Here is a 16307-nt window from a genome sequence, read left to right as displayed (position 1 = left end):
CATCAAGGACCATGACGCGGATCCGCTCATCCTCAAGCTCCCTTTCAAGACGCTTGATCTTTTGTTCCGGGGTTTCTTCCAATTTGGACATGGCTGTGTGCCTCGCTGTGGACCAGTCGAGCTTACCATGTTTGCGCAACCAGTTCAGGACTGTACTTCGTCCCTGAATGCCATAGCGGTCCTGCGCTTGCTTATAGGTCAGTTCGCCTTTTTCAACCTGATCAACAACAGCCAGTTTAAAGCCCATGTTGTAATCTCGTTGTGTGCGCTTACGACGCACTTTGCCTGAAGTAGACATTGTCATCTCCTGTAGGTGACAACGTATTTCAGGACGTGACAGTTAAATAAAAAAGGGATCCATTTGGATCCCTTTTTTTGTGAACTTTGTCATGGTGACAGCAGGTCTGATCAGTCTTCAAGAAATGCCAGAACCTTTGGCGGGGGTGGCACGTCATCTGCGGCAAACGCCAGTCCGTCAAGGTCGGTCAAGTCGTTGACCCGCATGATGGCATGCAGGCTATCGACATATTCTTCGCCGCGTTCGGAATATTTTGTCAGGGTGGATGCAAGGTCCCAGCCTGTGACCAACTGCCCGTCGGCGCGCAGTTCAGCGCGTTTTTCACGCAGCACCTGATAGGCCGGATGCGAATTGATGTTGCGTGCATAGGCCCGCACACTGTCCATCAGGCTGGCAAAGGCCTTGATGACGTGGGTTTTACCATCGGCGCGATCTTCGGGAACAATGCCTTCGTCATCGCCCCACGCCCATTGACCAAACAGGGCATTGCCCTTGCGCACGAAACGCGACGTGCCCCAACCGCTTTCCTCAGCCGACTGGGCGAGCATCAAGGAGGTCGGGATAATGTCGATGCGTTCCAGCAAGGCCGTGATGCCACCATCGGTCACGCGATAGCGTTTCATCAGTTGTTCGACCCATTGCTGATCATTGGCGTTGACCGGGATGCCGGAAATACCTTTGGCCTGAATGGCCATCAACCGTTCACGACGGACAATGATTTCCTCGTTTACGCGCATCGACAGCGGCAGCATGATTCGGAGGAAAAGCTGTTTGCGTTCATCGACCGATGCCAGTTCGCCAAGCCCTTTGGGAACGCGTTTGATATAAACGCGCGGGACTTCGGTAACATCGGGCAGGCGATAGCCGATGCTTTTGAAGTACTGGCCCAGTGCGATGACTTCAGGACCCCGGCGATAGGCCGGTTTGGTTTTTTTGACAACAGCATCATCAATCACCTCCACAGAAGTTTCTGTGTCGGGGCTTGTTGGTACTGGCGAAATATCAATTCCGGCAAAAATGCCAATATAGAGTAAGCTGACCGCTCCGACGAGCGAAGCGAGCGCAATTTTACGGTAATTTCCAGTTTCTGCGCTAGTCATCATTCTATCTCCAGGATCAGGTTCACTGTCCGTCCCAAGTGGCCGTTATCTATGCCTGCCGACGGCATGGATCGCAACGGACAATATTCCCGTGGTTGAGAAGTCCCCACTATCCTTTACGTTCGGCGCGCAATAAGAACGCCCGGCGCACAGAAAAGTTTGCGCCGGGCGTAAGAATTTTTTAACGACTCGGAAAATTAGTCAGCCATGACGGGTTCAACAGCCTGAACTTCGGGCACGTAATAGCGCAGCATGTTTTCAATGCCCATTTTCAGGGTCGCGGTGCTGCTGGGGCAGCCGGCACATGCGCCGTGCATTTCAAGGTAAACAACACCGTCTTCGAACTTATGGAAGACAATGTCGCCGCCATCCTGTGCCACGGCCGGGCGGACACGGGTATCAAGCAGTTCCTTGATCTGGCTGACCAGTTCGTTGTCACCTTCGGCCGCGGTGCTGGCACCGGTTGCGGCATCCGAATTTTGATCGAGAACCGACTGACCAGAGGTGTAATGCTCCATGATCCCGCCGAGAACCTGGGGCTTTAAGGTCTGCCAGTCTTTGGAGTCGTCTTTGGTGATGGTGATGAAATCACCGCCCAGAAAGACACCGGCGATGCCATCAACTTCAAACAGCTTGCGCGCCAGCGGCGATTTGACGGCTTCGTCGCTTTTGACGAAGTTTGCTGTGCCCAGACGGCCCATAACCTCTTCGCCCGGCAGGAATTTGAGCGTCGCGGGATTCGGGGTCGGTTCGGTTTGAATGAACATGGTTGCTTGTCCTCTCACTCTGATTGCCGGGGCGAATGCGCGCCCGCTCGGCAATCTGCGTTTCATATGGTTAGCCCTTAAATGGGGCAAAAAGGCGAAAAGATCAAGTCGCAGCGCGCGGGTCAGGTATTCGCAAGCTGCGATAGGGGGCCAAAATGATGATTAGCGCTGCAGGATGCTGCTGATTTCGCGTATCTGAGTGCGGGCCCTGAGCAGGTAAAAACCAAGACCTGCCAGATGGTTGGGGAAAATGATGCCATCTGCTGATCCATTGACCACCACCAGCGGATCAAGGGCGGCAGCGGCCTGAAGAGATCCAACCATTTCTGCCCATGCCGGGGCGACCTGGCGCTCATTGATGACCTGTTCGAAATCCGTGCCAAGATCGCGCAGGATCAGGCTATAGGCATAAAGGCGGCCCTTGGTGGCATAGAACACGTCATCAGCCGTACGATCAAAGACCGACGGAGCGTCAACCTTGTCGTCAATCACGGCAGATGCCGAACCAAGATCATTGGCAAACCGGTTCAGGGTTTCCTGCAGGTTATCGGCACGGCGTTCAAAAACTGCATTTCCGTTGATCAGGCGCTGATTATATTTATCGAGCGAACGGATGGCGTCGCGATATTGCTGTTCGGAGGTGACACCGGGCAGCAGCGATACACTGGGATCAAACACCCATTTGTCACCGCGGAATTTCAACAGGCCCGCGGCATTATCAAGATCGGGATCGACCTGACTTGATCCACGTGTGCGGCCAATCTGATCAGACAGCTCGATCGAAAAGCGTGACAGGGCATAGATAATGCCGGTCTGGAAGTTTGGCATATTGTCAAGAGCCCCGCCGGGCAGGAAAAACGGATCATTTGCCGTCCAGCGGTTCTGATTAACTTCGCGGTCAATCAGGGCAGCGGCGGTGTTGACCGCATGGCTGCCACCTTGGTAATTGCCAGAAAAATCCGGATTATCATCGACGTTGTGGATCATTGCCATGCCTGCAGGATAATATACCGCAGCGACAAGAACGATTATGGCAAGGCCGCGCAGCCAGAATTTGCGCGATCCGAAAACACCTTTCAGACGCGATCCAAAACCTGCTATGCCACCTTTTTTATAGAGATAATCGTCTTCAATCATGACCTGTCCTGTAATTATATCCGGCCAATGAACCTAGGATGTCAGCGCTCAAACGGCAAGTGCATGATTTTACGGATTGATGGTGATGTATGTGTCATACGTTGCCAGACGCAGAACTGTTTCCAGATCGGGTTCTGACAAGGCGACGCAGCCTTCTGTGCCACTGTAACCGGGTTTGGCGACATGCATAAAGATTGCAGACCCTTTTCCGGGAACCGGCGGGTCATCATTATGGCCAAGGACAACCACGATGTTATAGACGTTATCGTCACGCCATAGCTTCTCATGGCTGGCATCGAACGGCAGGCGTACCGGGCAGTTATAGTCACGATGGGTTGGGTCGTCGCACCAGCCATCGGCAAAGGAAATTGTTGTTACCGGCAATTTGGTGCGCGGGCACGGCCTGTGATCGGCGCGATACATCACATAGCGCAGCCGCCAGCGACCGGCCGGGGTTTTGCCATCGCCTTCGGTTTTATCCTTGGCCTCAATGACACCATTCACCCCCAGCGCGCAGCGAAATGTATCATCACCCACGCGCAACATGCCATCCGGCGAGACAGAAATCTCGACCGGATGGGAAACAGAATGTGCGATGGCCTCGCTTTGCATTCGATCAGTTTCCTCGCGGCAATGGGGCAATGTCGTCTTGGACAGCGTTTCAAATCGATGTTCATCAGCTGTCACAGGGACGGTGCAAAACAACAACGGTAGAAATGTGGCAAATCGAACGTTTCGCAAGTCCGTTCACAAATCATTGATACGATTAATTTCGCCGCCTGGCCTTGTCGGTCTTTAAAAAGACCTGGCGATAGGGCCGGGAATGGCGTGTTTGTCTGTGTTTTAGATATGGCAAGCCCGATCGCATTTCGCCATAGGTGAAAAAAACAACGCCCTGCTATGAGGCAGAGCGTTGCTGGAAGATCTATCGCTTGGCGTCAGGCCAATTACTTGGCGAGACGGGCCACACCTTCTTCGATCAGGCTGGCAGCTTTTTCAGCGCCTTCCCAACCGGTGACTTTGACCCATTTTCCTTTTTCGAGGTCTTTGTAGCGTTCGAAAAAGTGCTGAATCTGATCACGGAAAATCTGTGGCAGATCTTCATGCGATTTGATGTCGGTGTAATAGGGGTCGATCTTGTCATGGGGAACGCAGATCAGTTTTTCGTCCTGACCGGCTTCGTCTTCCATGATCAGAACGCCGACCGGACGGGCCCGGATCACCGAACCAGCAACTACCGGCTCGCGGAACATGACCATCGCATCAACCGGGTCACCGTCTTCACCAAGGGTGTTGGGGATGAAGCCGTAATTGACCGGGTAGTACATTGAGGTATGCAGAAAACGGTCAACGAATACCGCACCGTAATCCTTGTCGACTTCGTATTTGACCGGACCGCCTTGCGGAATTTCGATGACGACGTTGACGTCCCACGGAACATCTTTACCGACGGGAATCTTATTGAGATCCATCTGGGAAAATCCCTTTCGCTTTTATAAAGGCATGCCCCGAATGATCGGGACGACTGTTTTGGGCTTCGGGGATGCGCAAACGCACCCGAAGGAGAATGATGCCGCCCTTTTATCGCGAAATGTTGCCAGTTCCAAGGGGGCGCGCATGCATCCTTGGTCGAAATTCAGGTAAACTCAGGATTGGGTTTGGAATCAACCGAGGTTTTTTGCTGCGGTGCAGTGGGTTTTTTACCAAATGGCAGGAAGCGTTCGCTGTCTTTTAGCAGATGTTCGTTAAACAGCGACCAGTTGGAAATTGTACCTTCGGCACGCTTGGCCTCCCGGCTGGCTGTTCCGCGCGCATGATATAAATGCAAAACCGGGGAGCAATATTCAACATTCTTGCGTTTCAACCCCGAGCGCAAAAGACGCAGGACAAAGTCCGAATCTTCCAGGCCATGTCCTTCATAGGCTTCGTCAAAACCCTGAACACGGTCAATATCGGATTTGAAAACCCCGAGATTGCAGGTTTGCGCCTTGCGCCAGCAATCGCGATGTTCCCAGAGCCAGGGGCCTTTGTGGGGCAGGCGTATGAACTGGAACGGGCGGTTGGCAAAACCAAACAGGGACAGCATGAAAAGCCCCGCGCGCGGCCATTTGTGAAAGGTCCAGCGGCGCGCAAGAAGTGTTTTGGTCAGCCGTTGTTTAAGGAATACCCGTTTGCCTGACACCAGACAGCCAGCCTCGGCTGCTTTGCGGTGACGGGTGACGAAGTCCGGCATGACGCAGCAATCGCCATCAATAAAGATAACAAGTTCACCCTCAGCCATGGCGATCGCACCGTTGCGGGCCTTGGCGACGCGAAACCCGCTGTCTTCGTGCCAGTAATGTTTGACGGGAATAGAGCATTTGGCAGCAAAATTTTCGATCACGCGGGTGGTTTCACCGGCTGATCCGTCATCGGCGATGATGATTTCGAAATTTCGATCTGTCTGATCACCAAGAGAATTCAGCACCAGCCCAAGCGCTTCTGGCCAGTTATAGGTCGTTACGACGACCGATACCAAGGATGTCATCTTCCCCACATTACCCTATTTTTACATCGGCAGGTTTTCCTGCTTTTTTATGTATAAACCTTATCTCTTAGAGCAGGGCAGCACAACCGACAAATCAATTACAAAACCTTGCGCCGCGCAAGCGAAGCAGTTTTTGGATTGATCAGTTCGCGAATCCAGTTGGCGGCTTCGATCACGACCGGGTCTTTTTGGCGGGCTGGTCGGATCAGAAGGCGGTACCACCAGTGGGAAATGAAGTCGGGGAAATTCAGTGCGACCAACTCACCGCGTTCGACATAGTTGCGCGCCACGACATCGGTGCTGGCAACGATGCCCTGTCCGGCGCGGGCGGCTTCCAGCGCCCAGATATGGTGGCTGAAGGTCCAGCAATCAGCGAGAGAGAAGTGGGCGTCTTTGAACCATTGTTCGATTTGAGAAAACTGTTCACTGTCGCTGTCGATCAGCAAAATGTCGCGCGGACTGAGCTGCCCGACATCAATTTTACAGGCATCAAGCCCGCGTTTTTCCAGCCATTCCGGGGCGGCAAAGGCGGTGTAAACTTCGGGTGTCAAAAGTTCGGTGATCCAGTTTTCCGGACCCGGCAGGTCTTTGGGGGCGATTTGCAGGGCCAGGTCAATCTCAAGCGGATCAAGGTCGTCATCAAATTCAATCTTGCGAAACTGGACCGGAATGTCGGCAGGCAGGCGACCGCGCAGATTATCAAGTTCATATAGCAAAACTGTCAGGGCCGGGGTCGCCAGCGCGCCAATGCGGATGGCCTTTCCCTTGTCCGGGCCAACTTCGCCAGTGATATCGGCAATGCCGTCCAGCGCCTCGGTCAGGCGGGGTAAAAGAAGCTCTGCGGATTTCGTTGGGCTAAGGCCACGGCCCTTGCGGGTAAACAGCACCACACCAAGGTTTTCTTCCAACTGACGCAGCTGATGGCTGATCGCACTTTGCGTGACATGCAATTCCTCAGCCGCCCCCTTGACACTTTGGTGGCGGGCGGTGGCTTCAAAGGCGACAAGTGCGCGGAGCGGTGGCAATTTGCGACGCATGAGGCATATCCGTCAGGGCTGATTTTTGCAGGGCTTTACTGTCTATCAGGATCGCTCGCGAAGTGGGGCAAAAAAATCTCAGCAATGGCTGAAAACTCCTCATTCGTATTTTGTGAAGTTTGCAGGCAGGATCATCGCCATAAGGGTTTCCGGCCTGCTTTGCAAAAGATGTCTCCTTGCGCCACCACGCAGCAGTCTCCCCGGGCTGCCGGAAACCCCCATTATCATTTTCACTCAGGAACGATCATGACCGAGACGCTGTTGCGCCTTAGCGGAAATGTCCGCGGTGTTTTGTGGATGACTGCGGCCATGGCATCGGGCGTTTGTGTCGATGTCTGTGCCAAGCTGGTATCGCATGATGTGCCGACCGCACAGATTCTTGCGATGCGGGCGCTTACCACGGTCCCGGTTTTCCTGATCATTGTAATGTTTCTCGGCACCCGTTTGGTGCGCACCAAGCGGCCCATGGCGCATGTTGCCCGAGGGCTGTTGTGGTATGGATCGTTGTTCTTCGTGTTTTTTGCCCTGCGTCAAATGAGCATCGCCGAGGTCAATGCCTATTTGTTTATCGAAGCGCTTTTGACTGTGCTGCTGGCGGTGGTGATTTTGGGGGAAAAGCTGACGGCGCGTAAACTGATCGCCACCCTACTTGGACTGGTCGGGGTGTGGGTGATGTGTGCACCGCGTATGCAGGGCTTTGGCGTGCCACTTGGCGTCGGCGCGGCGCTGATCGGGGCGTTTTGTTTTTCGGCCCAGACCCTGTTTGCCAAGGTGCTGACCCGGACAGAGACCAATTTTTCAATGCTGTTCTGGCCGCAAATCATTGCGGTGGTGATCTGGGTGCCGATTGCCATCATCACCTGGCATCCGGCGTCTTTGGCCGATTGGCTGTATTCATCGGGTGCCGGGTTCTTTGCCATGATGACCAATTACATGGTGTTGCGTGCGGTGCGTGTGGCTGATGCCAGCGTGGTGTCGCCCGCGGCCTACACCGCATTGCCGTTTTCGGTGGCCATGGATTTGATCTTTTTTGACATGCTGCCGATGCCAGTCATTTTCATTGGGGCGGGTATTGTTGTGCTGGCGGTGATGTTGCTTGATTACAAGGGCGGCGCGGCACCGGTTGAGGTTGATGAGGCTGCCAGTATCGGGGAGGATGATCCGTCCCCGAAACCGGTCAGTGTCAAAACCTAAGGCTTATTACCTGCCATGTCGTGATGAGCGTGTGAATCATCGGGTGCCTGATCGCGCGGTGTCATGCCGTAATCACGGATTACCCCGGCCACCCGAAGGCGGTAATCGGCAAAGACACGGTTGCGGCCCTCATCCTGGGCCGCACGGTGTTCGGCAATATTGCGCCATGCCTTGACTGCATCCTCATCACGCCAGAACGACAGCGATAAAACTTTGCCCGGTGTGGTGAGCGAACTGAACCGTTCGATCGAAATAAAGCCGTCCATGTCTTGCAGAAGTGGAAGCAACTCGCCAGCGATGGCGAGATATTCGTCGTAATGTGCTTGGTGAGGAGTCACTTCAAAGATAACGGCGATCATGGATTTATCTTCTCTTTGTGCGGGTCAGCATGGGGTGTAGAGGCAATTTTCAGAAACTGGCGTTCTTCGCGCAGGATGAATTTTTCTCGCTGGGAAAATTCGTAGTTCTCGCGGCCCAGCGGATCGTCCTTCAGACGCGCGCGATAGGCTTCATAGGATGCCAGATCGGGCAAATGATAGATGCCATAGGCGGTTGAAACCGATCCTTCGTGCGGCGCGAAATAGCCAACAAGGTCTGCCCCGCATCGCGGGATCGCCTGTCCCCAGTTGCGGGCATATTCGATGAAGGCATCCTTTTTATACGGGTCAATTTCATAGCGGATAAAGCAGGTGATCATGGGGAATACCTTATGGTTTGCGGGTGGCGAGGCAGGGTATGAGCACCTTGCGTAGAAAGGCATAGCGCACCCAGCCTGAGTGATGTTTCGATACAGATCGAACTATCGATATGGACAGACCGGACAAAGGATTGTATTGAATGTTATGTTATAACGTTACAGTAAATAGGAGCATCTTTTGTTCAAAAATATTGCGCGGGCCGTCATGGTGAGCGGCGCGGTTTTGATGCCGGTTTTCGGGGCATCACCCGCACAGGCGGCAGATGAAACACGGCAGGCATGGCGTCTTTTTGTTACTGACCAGAAAGAGGGCGGTGTCACCGTTGTTGATCTGGAGAAAAAGGCGGTTATCGATCGGTTTGACACCACAGGCTATGTGACCCATCTGGTGCCAAGCGAGAGTGGAAAGACCTTGGCCGCGGTTCAAATGGATCATGATGCCGTGGCGGTGATCGATAGCGGGATTGAGGTTTTCTCCCACGGTGATCATGCCGATATTGACATTAAGAATGCGGCGTTGCTGCCGGTTGGTATTAACGGTAAACGCCCGGTTCATGCGGTTCCCCATGATGGCGCGTTTTATATGTTCTTTGACGGCGAAGGCGTTGCAAAGGTTTTTGGTGAAGATGATCTTCTTGCGGGAAGTGCGACCCATGGCGAAGTGACAGCGACTGCCCCTCATCATGGTGTCGTGGTGCCGATGGGTGATTATTATCTGATGTCTGAACCTGATCTTGAGGTCGAAACCAAGCCGGGCAGTTTGCCGCCGCGTCTTGGGCTTAAAGTTGTCGATTATGCGGGCAAGCAGGTTGGGGATGTTCACACCTGCACGGGGCTTCACGGCGAAGCCTATTCGGCGGGTATTGTGGCGTTTGGCTGTGAAGAAGGGGTGATTACTGCCCAGCTGAGCGGCAATGATGCGCCAACGATCAAGATGCTGTCTTATGGCGACGATATGCCAAGCGGACGTGTGGGCCATTTGGCCGGTGGCAAAGCCATGCAATTCTTCCTTGGTGATTACGGTGCGGACAAGCTGGTGGTGATTGAGCCAACCGAAGACGCACCTTTCCGGCTGGTTGATTTGCCTGTGCGCTATGTTCATTTCGCGCTTGATCCGGAACAGGTGACCATCGCCTATGTCTTTACCGAAGATGGTTATCTGCATGCGGTGGATGTTCTTGATGGCAAGATTATTCGTTCGCAGCAGATTACCAAGCCCTATAGCAAGGATGGGCACTGGCGCGATCCGCGGCCTCGCATTGCAGTTGCCGGGGATGTTATTGCCGTGACCGACCCGCGTGACCATCTTGTGCGCCTTGTTGATGCCAAAAGCTTTGCCGATAAAGGCGAGATTAAGGTTCAGGGGCTTCCGTTCAACATTGTTGCCATTGGCGGGTCCGGGCTGTCGCACTAAGGCCGTTATAAAGTCTGATATGTATCTATCGAACTTGAGGGTGCGATTGGAACTGGGACGGGCAGATGTTTTTCTGCCCGTCCTTTGGCATTGATCTGGATGGCCTGCGCCAGAACGACAGGGATAAAACCTTGCCCGGTGTGGTGAGCGAGCTGAACCGCTCGATCGAGATAAAGCCATCCATGTCTTGCAAAATCGGAAGCAACTCGCCTGCGATGGCGAGATATTCGTCGTAATGCGCCTTATGCGGGGTGACTTCGAAAATCACGGCGATCATGGTTTGATAAGCTCCGTCTGCGGGCCAGCATGGGGTGTCGAGGCAATTTTCAGAAACTGGCGTTCTTCGCGCAGGATGAATTTTTCGCGCTGGGCGAATTGATAGTTTTCCTGACCCAGCGGATCGGCGGCTAGTTTTGCGCGATAGGCCTCATAGGATGCCAGATCGGGCAAATGATAGATACCATAGGCGGTCGAAACCGATCCTTCATGTGGTGCGAAATAGCCAACAAGGTGTGCCCCGCAGCGCGGGATAGCCTGCCCCCAATTGCGGGCATATTCGATGAAGGCATCCTTTTTGTAAGGATCAATTTCATAGCGGATGAAACAGGTGATCATGGTTCAGTCTTTCTTACTTTTTTGGGGAAGGAGATGTTTGTCGGAATGGGCGCGGAATGTTGATGATGGCGACGCCGACAAGTGCGCAGAGGATACCGGCAACAGCCGGTGGACTTATGGTTTCGCCAAGTAATAGACTGCCAAGCAAAACGCCGATCCCGGCGCGTAGATAGCTTTGGCTGGCAACCCCGATGGAGCCGAGCGTACGCAAAAGCCGGAAATAGATCAGCAAGGCGATTGCCGTGCAAAAAACCGACAGAGCGAGCGTTGCAAGAATGGCGGTTGTTGACGGGGCCAATGTCCACGGACGGTCCAGTATCAGACTCGCCGGGATCAAAAAGATGCTGGCCCAGATCATGGTCGCAGCAGCGGTGACAGTGGCGGGCAGAGCGTTAAAACGTCTGCCATAGATCGCGGCTCCGGCATAAAGGATTGCTCCGGTCAGAACAGCGAGCTGACCGCCGACATGTTGTCCAAGGCCGGTAATGACACCGGGACCGACAATGAGAACCACACCCGCGAGGCCAAGACACGCGCCAACGAGACGGAGCAGATCAATCCGTTCATGGTGTGCAAGAAAGGCCGTGATCAGGAAGACAAAAATCGGCGATGTCGAGTTCAACACGCTCGCAAGGCCGCTATCGACATGTTGCTGCCCCCAGGCAAGGATGGTCCAGGCACCAAGACTGTTGAGAACCGACTGGATCAGCAACATGCCAAGAACCTTGCCATCGCGCGGAAAACGCTCGCCGCGCCACAACATGACGGCAAGAAGAAACAGCGATGCGATACCGACCCTGATCGCAATCAAGGTGATTGGCGGGATGTCGTTTACTGCGATTTTGATGAACAGGTATGACGACCCCCAAAGCAGGGCGAGTACAGCCAGCAAACCGATTTCAAGTGGCAGGGATGGTTTTGACGGCGTCATGTGGTTCTCCGGACTGGATGTAATTCAGAACAGATAACCGATTGTTTGCAGTCAATGCTTCGACTAGCATCGAACTATGAAAGAAGGACCCGATATTGCCCGCGTGGCCGCATTGCTTGGCGATCCGGCACGCGCAAATATGCTGACAGCCTTAATGGGCGGCAAAGCATTAACCGCAACCGAATTGGCACAGGAAGCCGGGGTGACGCCGCAAACCGCAAGTTCGCATCTGGCGAAACTTGAAGCCGGACAGATTGTGATCCCGCGCAAGCAGGGTCGGCATCGCTATTTCACGCTGTCTGGTCCCGATATTGTCGAGGCGCTTGAAGTCATGATGGGGATTGCCAATCGGGTTGGGCATAACCGGGTGCGTACCGGCCCCAAAGACCCCGAATTGCGTCGTGCACGGGTGTGTTACGACCATTTGGCGGGGGATATGGGGGTAGCGCTGTTTGACGGTCTGTCAAAACGCAAGCTTATCAAGACCGATTTGAATGGAGTGGCCTTGACCGATGCCGGTGTGGATTTTGGCAACGGGTTTGGCATAGATCTGGCGGCGTTGCGCCAAAATCGCCGTCCGTTATGCCGTGAATGTCTGGACTGGAGTGCCCGACAATCGCATCTGGCTGGGTCGTTCGGGGCGGCGTTGCTGGATCGGTTTTATGATTTGGGTTGGGCTCGGCGTATGAGCGAGTCGCGGATTGTCCGGTTCAGTGTCGACGGGGAGCAAAAATTTCGCGAACTGGTCGGAGACTAAAGGTCAGCCTTTTAAAAGCGCATCGACAAAGGCGGGGACCAGTTCTGTTGCCGGGCCATAGGTGCTGTGATCAAACAGGGTGGCACCGTTGCTCGGTTCAAGGTTGAGCTCAACCGTTTCGGCACCGGCTTCTTGATGGGCAACCTGAACAAATCCGGCTGCCGGATAGACATTGCCCGATGTGCCAATCGACATAAACAATCCGCAATCACCCAAGGCGGCATAGATGCGGTCCATCTCAAGCGGCATTTCGCCAAACCAGACGACATGTGGACGCAGGCCGCCAGCCTTGCCACACGACGGGCAGGCGGTTTCCTTGGCGAGGTCGTCTGCCCACGCGGTCAGAAGATCACAGTGGTTGCAGCGGATTTTAAGCAGCTCGCCGTGCATATGGATCAGGTTTTTCGATCCGGCCCGGCCATGAAGATCATCGATGTTCTGGGTCACCAGCAACACATCACCGGGCCATTTGGTTTCAAGCCGGGCAAGCGCATGATGGGCGGCGTTGGGCTGGATATTCGAATCCAGAAGGGCTGCGCGCCGGTCATTGTAAAAGTGATGGACCAGATCGGGATTATTGACGAAGGCGTCGGGGGTGGCGACCTCGGAAATATCGTATTTCGCCCAGATGCCATCGGGATCGCGGAATGTATGCAACCCGCTTTCCTTTGAAATGCCAGCCCCGGTCAAAATGACAATCGGGGCGGCCTCATCGCGCAGGATGTCAATCAGGTCGGGACGAAGTGGCATGGGGAGGTGTCCTGTCGAGTTGGCAATCAATGTTTTCGCGGTTCATGGATGCCCGCCTAGCGCGGACATGACGACTGTAGAGGGATTCAGAGTAACCGTCTTGAGAGAGTACGTCATTCCTGCGAAAGGCGGGAAGCTCTGTGCGTCTGGACTCAAAACGGCCCCGCCAAGTCTGTCTGGCAGGGCCGTTGATAAACCCGATCCGCTAAAACCGGTTTATTTTGGTGCTGTCGTGTTTAGGCCGATGTATCGACATTCCCGCCCGGAGTGTCGTCCTTGGGTGCTTGCTCAGCAGGCGGGTTTTTGGTCACACCGACCATGGCAGGGCGCAACAATCGGCCTTTGAGCATATAACCGGCCTGCATGACCTGTGCGACATGCCCGTCCGGATAGTCCGGGTTCGGCATTTCAAACACGGCCTGATGCTTGTTCGGGTCGAGCTTTTCACCAAGCGGTTCAAGCTTTTCAACGCCGTTCTTTTCAAGCGCCTTGAGAAGCGTCTGTTCGGTCATTTCAACGCCTTCAAACAGCGTTTTCATCGCCGGATCGGCATTGGAGGTGTCGCCAGCAGCATCAAGGGCGCGGCGCAGGTTATCCCCAACGTCAAGAAGCTCACGGGCAAATTTGGTAATTGCGTAGTTGCCAGCGTCCTCGACATCCTTTTTGGCGCGGCGGCGGGTGTTTTCCACCTCGGCGGCCTGGCGCAACAGGCGGTCTTTCAGTTCGGCAACTTCGGCTTCAAGGGCGGTGATCGGATCTTCGATCACGACATCTTCGTGCTCAGCCGCGTTCGCCTCTGCTGCGATATCTTCGGCTGCGGCTTGCTCTGCATTTACATCGTGCAGATCGTCCGGGGTGTTTTTTGCGGTTTCCGACATGGCTAACCTATGTACTTTCACGTTAGTGCGGCCTGACACGCAGCGCCGCGATTTATCCAATCAGTCGACCGACCAGTTTGGCGGTGTAATCGACCAGCGGAATGATCCGGGCATAATTGATCCGGGTTGGTCCGACAACCCCGATTGCGCCCACAATGCTGCCTTCGGCGTTTTGATAGGGCGAAATCACCATCGAAAGGCCCGATCCACCGAATAATTTGTTCTCTGACCCGATGAAAATCTGAACACCCTGGGCGTCCGTCGTCACATCGAGCAGTTCGATCATCTGATCGCGGGCCTCAAGCACGTTAAACAGGCGGCGCACGGATTCAAGCTGTTCAATCGTATCGATATTTTCCAACAGCTGGGATTGGCCCTTAACAATCAGGGACGATCCCTTGATCCCGCCGGCCCATGTTGCAAGGCCTGCATCAATCAATCCGGCTGAAAGGTCATCAAGTTCCTGGCGCAACTGATCGCGTTCCTCGGTGATCAGCAGGCGCGCATCGTCAAGAGTCTTTCCAGCCAACCGGCTATTTAGATAATTCGCGGCTTCTGTCAATGCCGAACCGGGCAAATCTGCTGGAACATCAAGGATTCGATTTTCAACGTTGCCGTTCTGCGACACCAGAACAGCAAGAACCTTGCCCGGCGAAAGTCCAACAAATTCAATCTGTTTGAGCCGTAAGCCATCCGTTTTGGGGGCCACGACAAGCCCGGCACAGCGCGATAGCCCTGATAACATCGTAGTGGCCTCGCCCAACATCTGATCAAGCGAATAACCCGCCTGTTCGCAATTTTTGGTCAGTTGATCGCGTTCGGCATTGGGAAGGTCACCGACCTCCATCAAGGCATTTACAAACAGACGCAGGCCCTTTTCACTGGGCAACCGTCCAGCCGAGACATGGGGGGCCACCAGTAATCCCATGTCTTCAAGGTCGGACATGACATTGCGAATGGTCGCCGCCGACAGGTTTTCAGACATCCGTCGTGCAATCGACCGTGACCCGATGGGTTCGCCGGTTGCGACGTAGGCATCAACGATCTGGCGGAACACTTCGCGTGTCCGCACGTTCATATCGCCAAGTAGGGTGTCGTCGAAATGCGCCATTTTCTGTGTGTGACCATAGTTTGCGCAAGATTGCGTCAAAAGGTGATACGAATTTAGTCAGCCCAAGTCCAACCGTCAATCGCACCGGATTTGCAGTGAGAAGCGCAAGGGTACCATCAATCAAGTACTTAGTTTCAAAACCTGTCAAAGCGCAATGCGAATCGCGCCAAATATCACGGGGAAACTGCTGGACCTTTGGCGGGTGTCATCTTACTTTGGGCGAAATTTCAGATTATTCGCATTGGTTGCCAAGGCCAGTGCCATACAGACAAACAAGAGGTTCTCCCCCATGCGCCCATCCGGCCGTACCCAAGATCAGCTTCGCGACGTTTCGATTGAAACCGGCATTTCTAAATATGCCGAAGGGTCATGCATGATCAAATTTGGCGATACCCATGTCATCTGTACGGCAACGGTCGAGGACAAGGTGCCGGGCTGGATGCGCAACTCCGGCAAGGGCTGGATTACCGCAGAATATGGCATGCTCCCGCGTGCGACCGACAGTCGCATGAACCGTGAAGCTGCGCGCGGTGGTCAGTCGGGTCGGACACAGGAAATTCAACGTTTGATCGGGCGTTCGATCCGGGCCGTGACCGATATGAAGGCCATGGGCGAAATGCAGATGCGCCTTGATTGTGACGTCATTCAGGCCGATGGCGGCACGCGCACCGCATCAATCACGGGTGCCTATGTGGCAGCCCATCTGGCGTTTCAGGGCGTGCGCCGCCTTGGCCTGATCAAGGAAATCCCGCTGACCCAGCCGGTCGCCGCCATTTCATGCGGCATTTATAACGGCAACGCGGTTCTTGACCTTGATTACGCCGAAGACAGCAATGCCGGGGCCGATGCCAACTTTGTTCTGGCTGGCAATGGTGGCATTGTTGAGGTTCAGGCAACAGCAGAAGACGTGCCGTTTGATCGTGCAGCGTATGATCAGATGTTCGCGCTGGCCGAAAAAGGCTGCAAGGAGCTGTTTGCGAAACAGCGTGAAGCGCTCGGCCTTTGAACATGCCGGTCTTCGTTCCATGCCGGGCTGCAAATGGCGAGTTTCTGGGCTTTCGGTGCTCACGTACTTAACGTACGCTGCGCGCCGG

At 54.3% G+C, this 16307-nt stretch carries 19 protein-coding genes and 1 pseudogene; 4 read left to right on the top strand and 16 right to left on the bottom strand.

Going from position 1 to position 16307, the window contains the following annotated elements:
- The 8 genes and pseudogenes from K355_RS0114575 to K355_RS0114540 all read right to left on the bottom strand — a co-directional run.
- Window positions 1–298: pseudogene (locus K355_RS0114575) on the bottom strand (IS3 family transposase); the annotation flags it as partial.
- A gap of 110 nt (window positions 299–408) precedes the next feature.
- The gene (locus K355_RS0114570) at window positions 409–1401 is read right to left on the bottom strand and encodes a glucosaminidase domain-containing protein (RefSeq protein ID WP_022732891.1); all 993 of its coding nucleotides are present in this window, start codon (window positions 1399–1401) and stop codon (window positions 409–411) included.
- A gap of 194 nt (window positions 1402–1595) precedes the next feature.
- A complete protein-coding gene (locus K355_RS0114565) occupies window positions 1596–2165 on the bottom strand; it encodes a NifU family protein (RefSeq protein ID WP_022732890.1) in 570 nt (189 codons plus the stop codon).
- 162 nt (window positions 2166–2327) lie between these two features.
- The gene (locus K355_RS0114560; RefSeq protein ID WP_022732889.1) at window positions 2328–3302 is read right to left on the bottom strand and encodes a DUF2333 family protein; all 975 of its coding nucleotides are present in this window, start codon (window positions 3300–3302) and stop codon (window positions 2328–2330) included.
- A 69-nt stretch (window positions 3303–3371) separates the two neighbouring features.
- Complete coding sequence (locus K355_RS0114555) at window positions 3372–3914, bottom strand: L,D-transpeptidase family protein (protein WP_022732888.1); 543 nt, start codon at window positions 3912–3914, stop codon at window positions 3372–3374.
- 335 nt (window positions 3915–4249) lie between these two features.
- Complete coding sequence (gene ppa / locus K355_RS0114550; protein ID WP_022732887.1) at window positions 4250–4774, bottom strand: inorganic diphosphatase; 525 nt, start codon at window positions 4772–4774, stop codon at window positions 4250–4252.
- Window positions 4775–4938: 164 nt separating this feature from the next.
- Window positions 4939–5829, bottom strand: coding sequence for a glycosyltransferase family 2 protein (locus K355_RS24095; RefSeq protein ID WP_022732886.1), 891 nt, complete (start codon window positions 5827–5829; stop codon window positions 4939–4941).
- Between the two features lie 98 nt (window positions 5830–5927).
- Window positions 5928–6866: a LysR family transcriptional regulator gene (locus K355_RS0114540; RefSeq protein WP_022732885.1), complete on the bottom strand. Its 939-nt coding sequence runs from the start codon at window positions 6864–6866 to the stop codon at window positions 5928–5930.
- A 246-nt stretch (window positions 6867–7112) separates the two neighbouring features.
- Between K355_RS0114540 and K355_RS0114535 the strand changes: the two genes are divergently transcribed.
- Entirely contained in the window at window positions 7113–8060 is a 948-nt protein-coding gene (locus K355_RS0114535; protein ID WP_022732884.1) for a DMT family transporter, read from the top strand.
- Here K355_RS0114535 and K355_RS0114530 read toward each other — a convergent pair.
- Together K355_RS0114530 and K355_RS0114525 are read right to left on the bottom strand one after the other, a co-directional pair.
- On the bottom strand, window positions 8057–8419 hold the full coding sequence (locus K355_RS0114530; protein WP_022732883.1) for an antibiotic biosynthesis monooxygenase family protein: 363 nt from the start codon (window positions 8417–8419) through the stop codon (window positions 8057–8059). The two genes, K355_RS0114535 and K355_RS0114530, sit on opposite strands and share 4 nt — an antisense overlap.
- Entirely contained in the window at window positions 8416–8757 is a 342-nt protein-coding gene (locus tag K355_RS0114525; RefSeq protein ID WP_022732882.1) for an NIPSNAP family protein, read from the bottom strand. Before K355_RS0114525 ends, K355_RS0114530 begins: the two co-directional genes overlap by 4 nt.
- Window positions 8758–8935: 178 nt before the next feature.
- Between K355_RS0114525 and K355_RS0114520 the strand changes: the two genes are divergently transcribed.
- Window positions 8936–10171: a metallochaperone AztD gene (locus K355_RS0114520; RefSeq protein WP_022732881.1), complete on the top strand. Its 1236-nt coding sequence runs from the start codon at window positions 8936–8938 to the stop codon at window positions 10169–10171.
- A 25-nt stretch (window positions 10172–10196) separates the two neighbouring features.
- Here K355_RS0114520 and K355_RS24090 read toward each other — a convergent pair whose 3' ends face one another.
- Genes K355_RS24090 through K355_RS0114505 form a run of 3 tightly spaced genes read right to left on the bottom strand, consistent with a single transcriptional unit; the run spans window position 10197 to window position 11717 of the window.
- Window positions 10197–10448, bottom strand: a complete 252-nt coding sequence (locus tag K355_RS24090; protein ID WP_022732880.1) for an antibiotic biosynthesis monooxygenase family protein — start codon at window positions 10446–10448, stop codon at window positions 10197–10199.
- Window positions 10445–10786, bottom strand: a complete 342-nt coding sequence (locus K355_RS0114510; protein ID WP_022732879.1) for an NIPSNAP family protein — start codon at window positions 10784–10786, stop codon at window positions 10445–10447. Before K355_RS0114510 ends, K355_RS24090 begins: the two co-directional genes overlap by 4 nt.
- A 13-nt stretch (window positions 10787–10799) precedes the next feature.
- Window positions 10800–11717: a DMT family transporter gene (locus K355_RS0114505; protein ID WP_022732878.1), complete on the bottom strand. Its 918-nt coding sequence runs from the start codon at window positions 11715–11717 to the stop codon at window positions 10800–10802.
- Between the two features lie 76 nt (window positions 11718–11793).
- On the opposite strand from K355_RS0114505, the gene K355_RS0114500 reads away from it, so the two are divergent.
- Window positions 11794–12474, top strand: coding sequence for an ArsR/SmtB family transcription factor (locus tag K355_RS0114500; RefSeq protein ID WP_022732877.1), 681 nt, complete (start codon window positions 11794–11796; stop codon window positions 12472–12474).
- A gap of 3 nt (window positions 12475–12477) precedes the next feature.
- On the opposite strand, the gene K355_RS0114495 is transcribed toward K355_RS0114500, so the two are convergent.
- The 3 genes from K355_RS0114495 to hrcA all read right to left on the bottom strand — a co-directional run bounded on the left by K355_RS0114495 (window position 12478) and on the right by hrcA (window position 15213).
- Window positions 12478–13224, bottom strand: coding sequence for an NAD-dependent deacylase (locus K355_RS0114495; RefSeq protein ID WP_022732876.1), 747 nt, complete (start codon window positions 13222–13224; stop codon window positions 12478–12480).
- 236 nt (window positions 13225–13460) lie between these two features.
- On the bottom strand, window positions 13461–14102 hold the full coding sequence (grpE, locus tag K355_RS0114490; protein ID WP_022732875.1) for a nucleotide exchange factor GrpE: 642 nt from the start codon (window positions 14100–14102) through the stop codon (window positions 13461–13463).
- Between the two features lie 52 nt (window positions 14103–14154).
- Window positions 14155–15213 carry a heat-inducible transcriptional repressor HrcA gene (gene hrcA, locus K355_RS0114485; protein WP_022732874.1) on the bottom strand — a complete coding sequence of 353 codons (1059 nt, stop codon included), beginning with the start codon at window positions 15211–15213 and terminating at the stop codon, window positions 14155–14157.
- Window positions 15214–15502: 289 nt separating this feature from the next.
- On the opposite strand from hrcA, the gene rph reads away from it, so the two are divergent.
- Window positions 15503–16219: a ribonuclease PH gene (rph, locus tag K355_RS0114480; protein ID WP_022732873.1), complete on the top strand. Its 717-nt coding sequence runs from the start codon at window positions 15503–15505 to the stop codon at window positions 16217–16219.
- Window positions 16220–16307 lie beyond the last annotated feature (88 nt).

The sequence above is a fragment of the Thalassospira lucentensis MCCC 1A00383 = DSM 14000 genome (assembly GCF_000421265.1).
GTDB classification, from domain to species: Bacteria; Pseudomonadota; Alphaproteobacteria; order Rhodospirillales; family Thalassospiraceae; genus Thalassospira; species Thalassospira lucentensis.
Note: the sequence above shows the minus strand (reverse complement) of the source record. Positions and strands in the feature narration are given on the sequence as shown.

Bases quoted from the DNA above. Each gene is read 5' to 3' on its own strand.
- K355_RS0114565 (WP_022732890.1), bottom strand. From the start codon at position 2,165: ATGTTCATTCAAACCGAACCGACCCCGAATCCCGCGACGCTCAAATTC.
- K355_RS0114495 (WP_022732876.1), bottom strand. From the start codon at position 13,224: ATGCCACTTCGTCCCGACCTGATTGACATCCTGCGCGATGAGGCCGCC.
- K355_RS0114570 (WP_022732891.1), bottom strand. From the start codon at position 1,401: ATGATGACTAGCGCAGAAACTGGAAATTACCGTAAAATTGCGCTCGCT.
- K355_RS0114555 (WP_022732888.1), bottom strand. From the start codon at position 3,914: ATGCAAAGCGAGGCCATCGCACATTCTGTTTCCCATCCGGTCGAGATT.
- K355_RS0114525 (WP_022732882.1), bottom strand. From the start codon at position 8,757: ATGATCACCTGCTTTATCCGCTATGAAATTGACCCGTATAAAAAGGAT.
- grpE (WP_022732875.1), bottom strand. From the start codon at position 14,102: ATGTCGGAAACCGCAAAAAACACCCCGGACGATCTGCACGATGTAAAT.
- K355_RS0114535 (WP_022732884.1), top strand. From the start codon at position 7,113: ATGACCGAGACGCTGTTGCGCCTTAGCGGAAATGTCCGCGGTGTTTTG.
- K355_RS0114530 (WP_022732883.1), bottom strand. From the start codon at position 8,419: ATGATCGCCGTTATCTTTGAAGTGACTCCTCACCAAGCACATTACGAC.
- K355_RS0114500 (WP_022732877.1), top strand. From the start codon at position 11,794: ATGAAAGAAGGACCCGATATTGCCCGCGTGGCCGCATTGCTTGGCGAT.
- K355_RS24090 (WP_022732880.1), bottom strand. From the start codon at position 10,448: ATGATCGCCGTGATTTTCGAAGTCACCCCGCATAAGGCGCATTACGAC.
- K355_RS24095 (WP_022732886.1), bottom strand. From the start codon at position 5,829: ATGACATCCTTGGTATCGGTCGTCGTAACGACCTATAACTGGCCAGAA.
- K355_RS0114505 (WP_022732878.1), bottom strand. From the start codon at position 11,717: ATGACGCCGTCAAAACCATCCCTGCCACTTGAAATCGGTTTGCTGGCT.
- K355_RS0114510 (WP_022732879.1), bottom strand. From the start codon at position 10,786: ATGATCACCTGTTTCATCCGCTATGAAATTGATCCTTACAAAAAGGAT.
- hrcA (WP_022732874.1), bottom strand. From the start codon at position 15,213: ATGGCGCATTTCGACGACACCCTACTTGGCGATATGAACGTGCGGACA.
- K355_RS0114560 (WP_022732889.1), bottom strand. From the start codon at position 3,302: ATGATTGAAGACGATTATCTCTATAAAAAAGGTGGCATAGCAGGTTTT.
- K355_RS0114540 (WP_022732885.1), bottom strand. From the start codon at position 6,866: ATGCGTCGCAAATTGCCACCGCTCCGCGCACTTGTCGCCTTTGAAGCC.
- ppa (WP_022732887.1), bottom strand. From the start codon at position 4,774: ATGGATCTCAATAAGATTCCCGTCGGTAAAGATGTTCCGTGGGACGTC.
- rph (WP_022732873.1), top strand. From the start codon at position 15,503: ATGCGCCCATCCGGCCGTACCCAAGATCAGCTTCGCGACGTTTCGATT.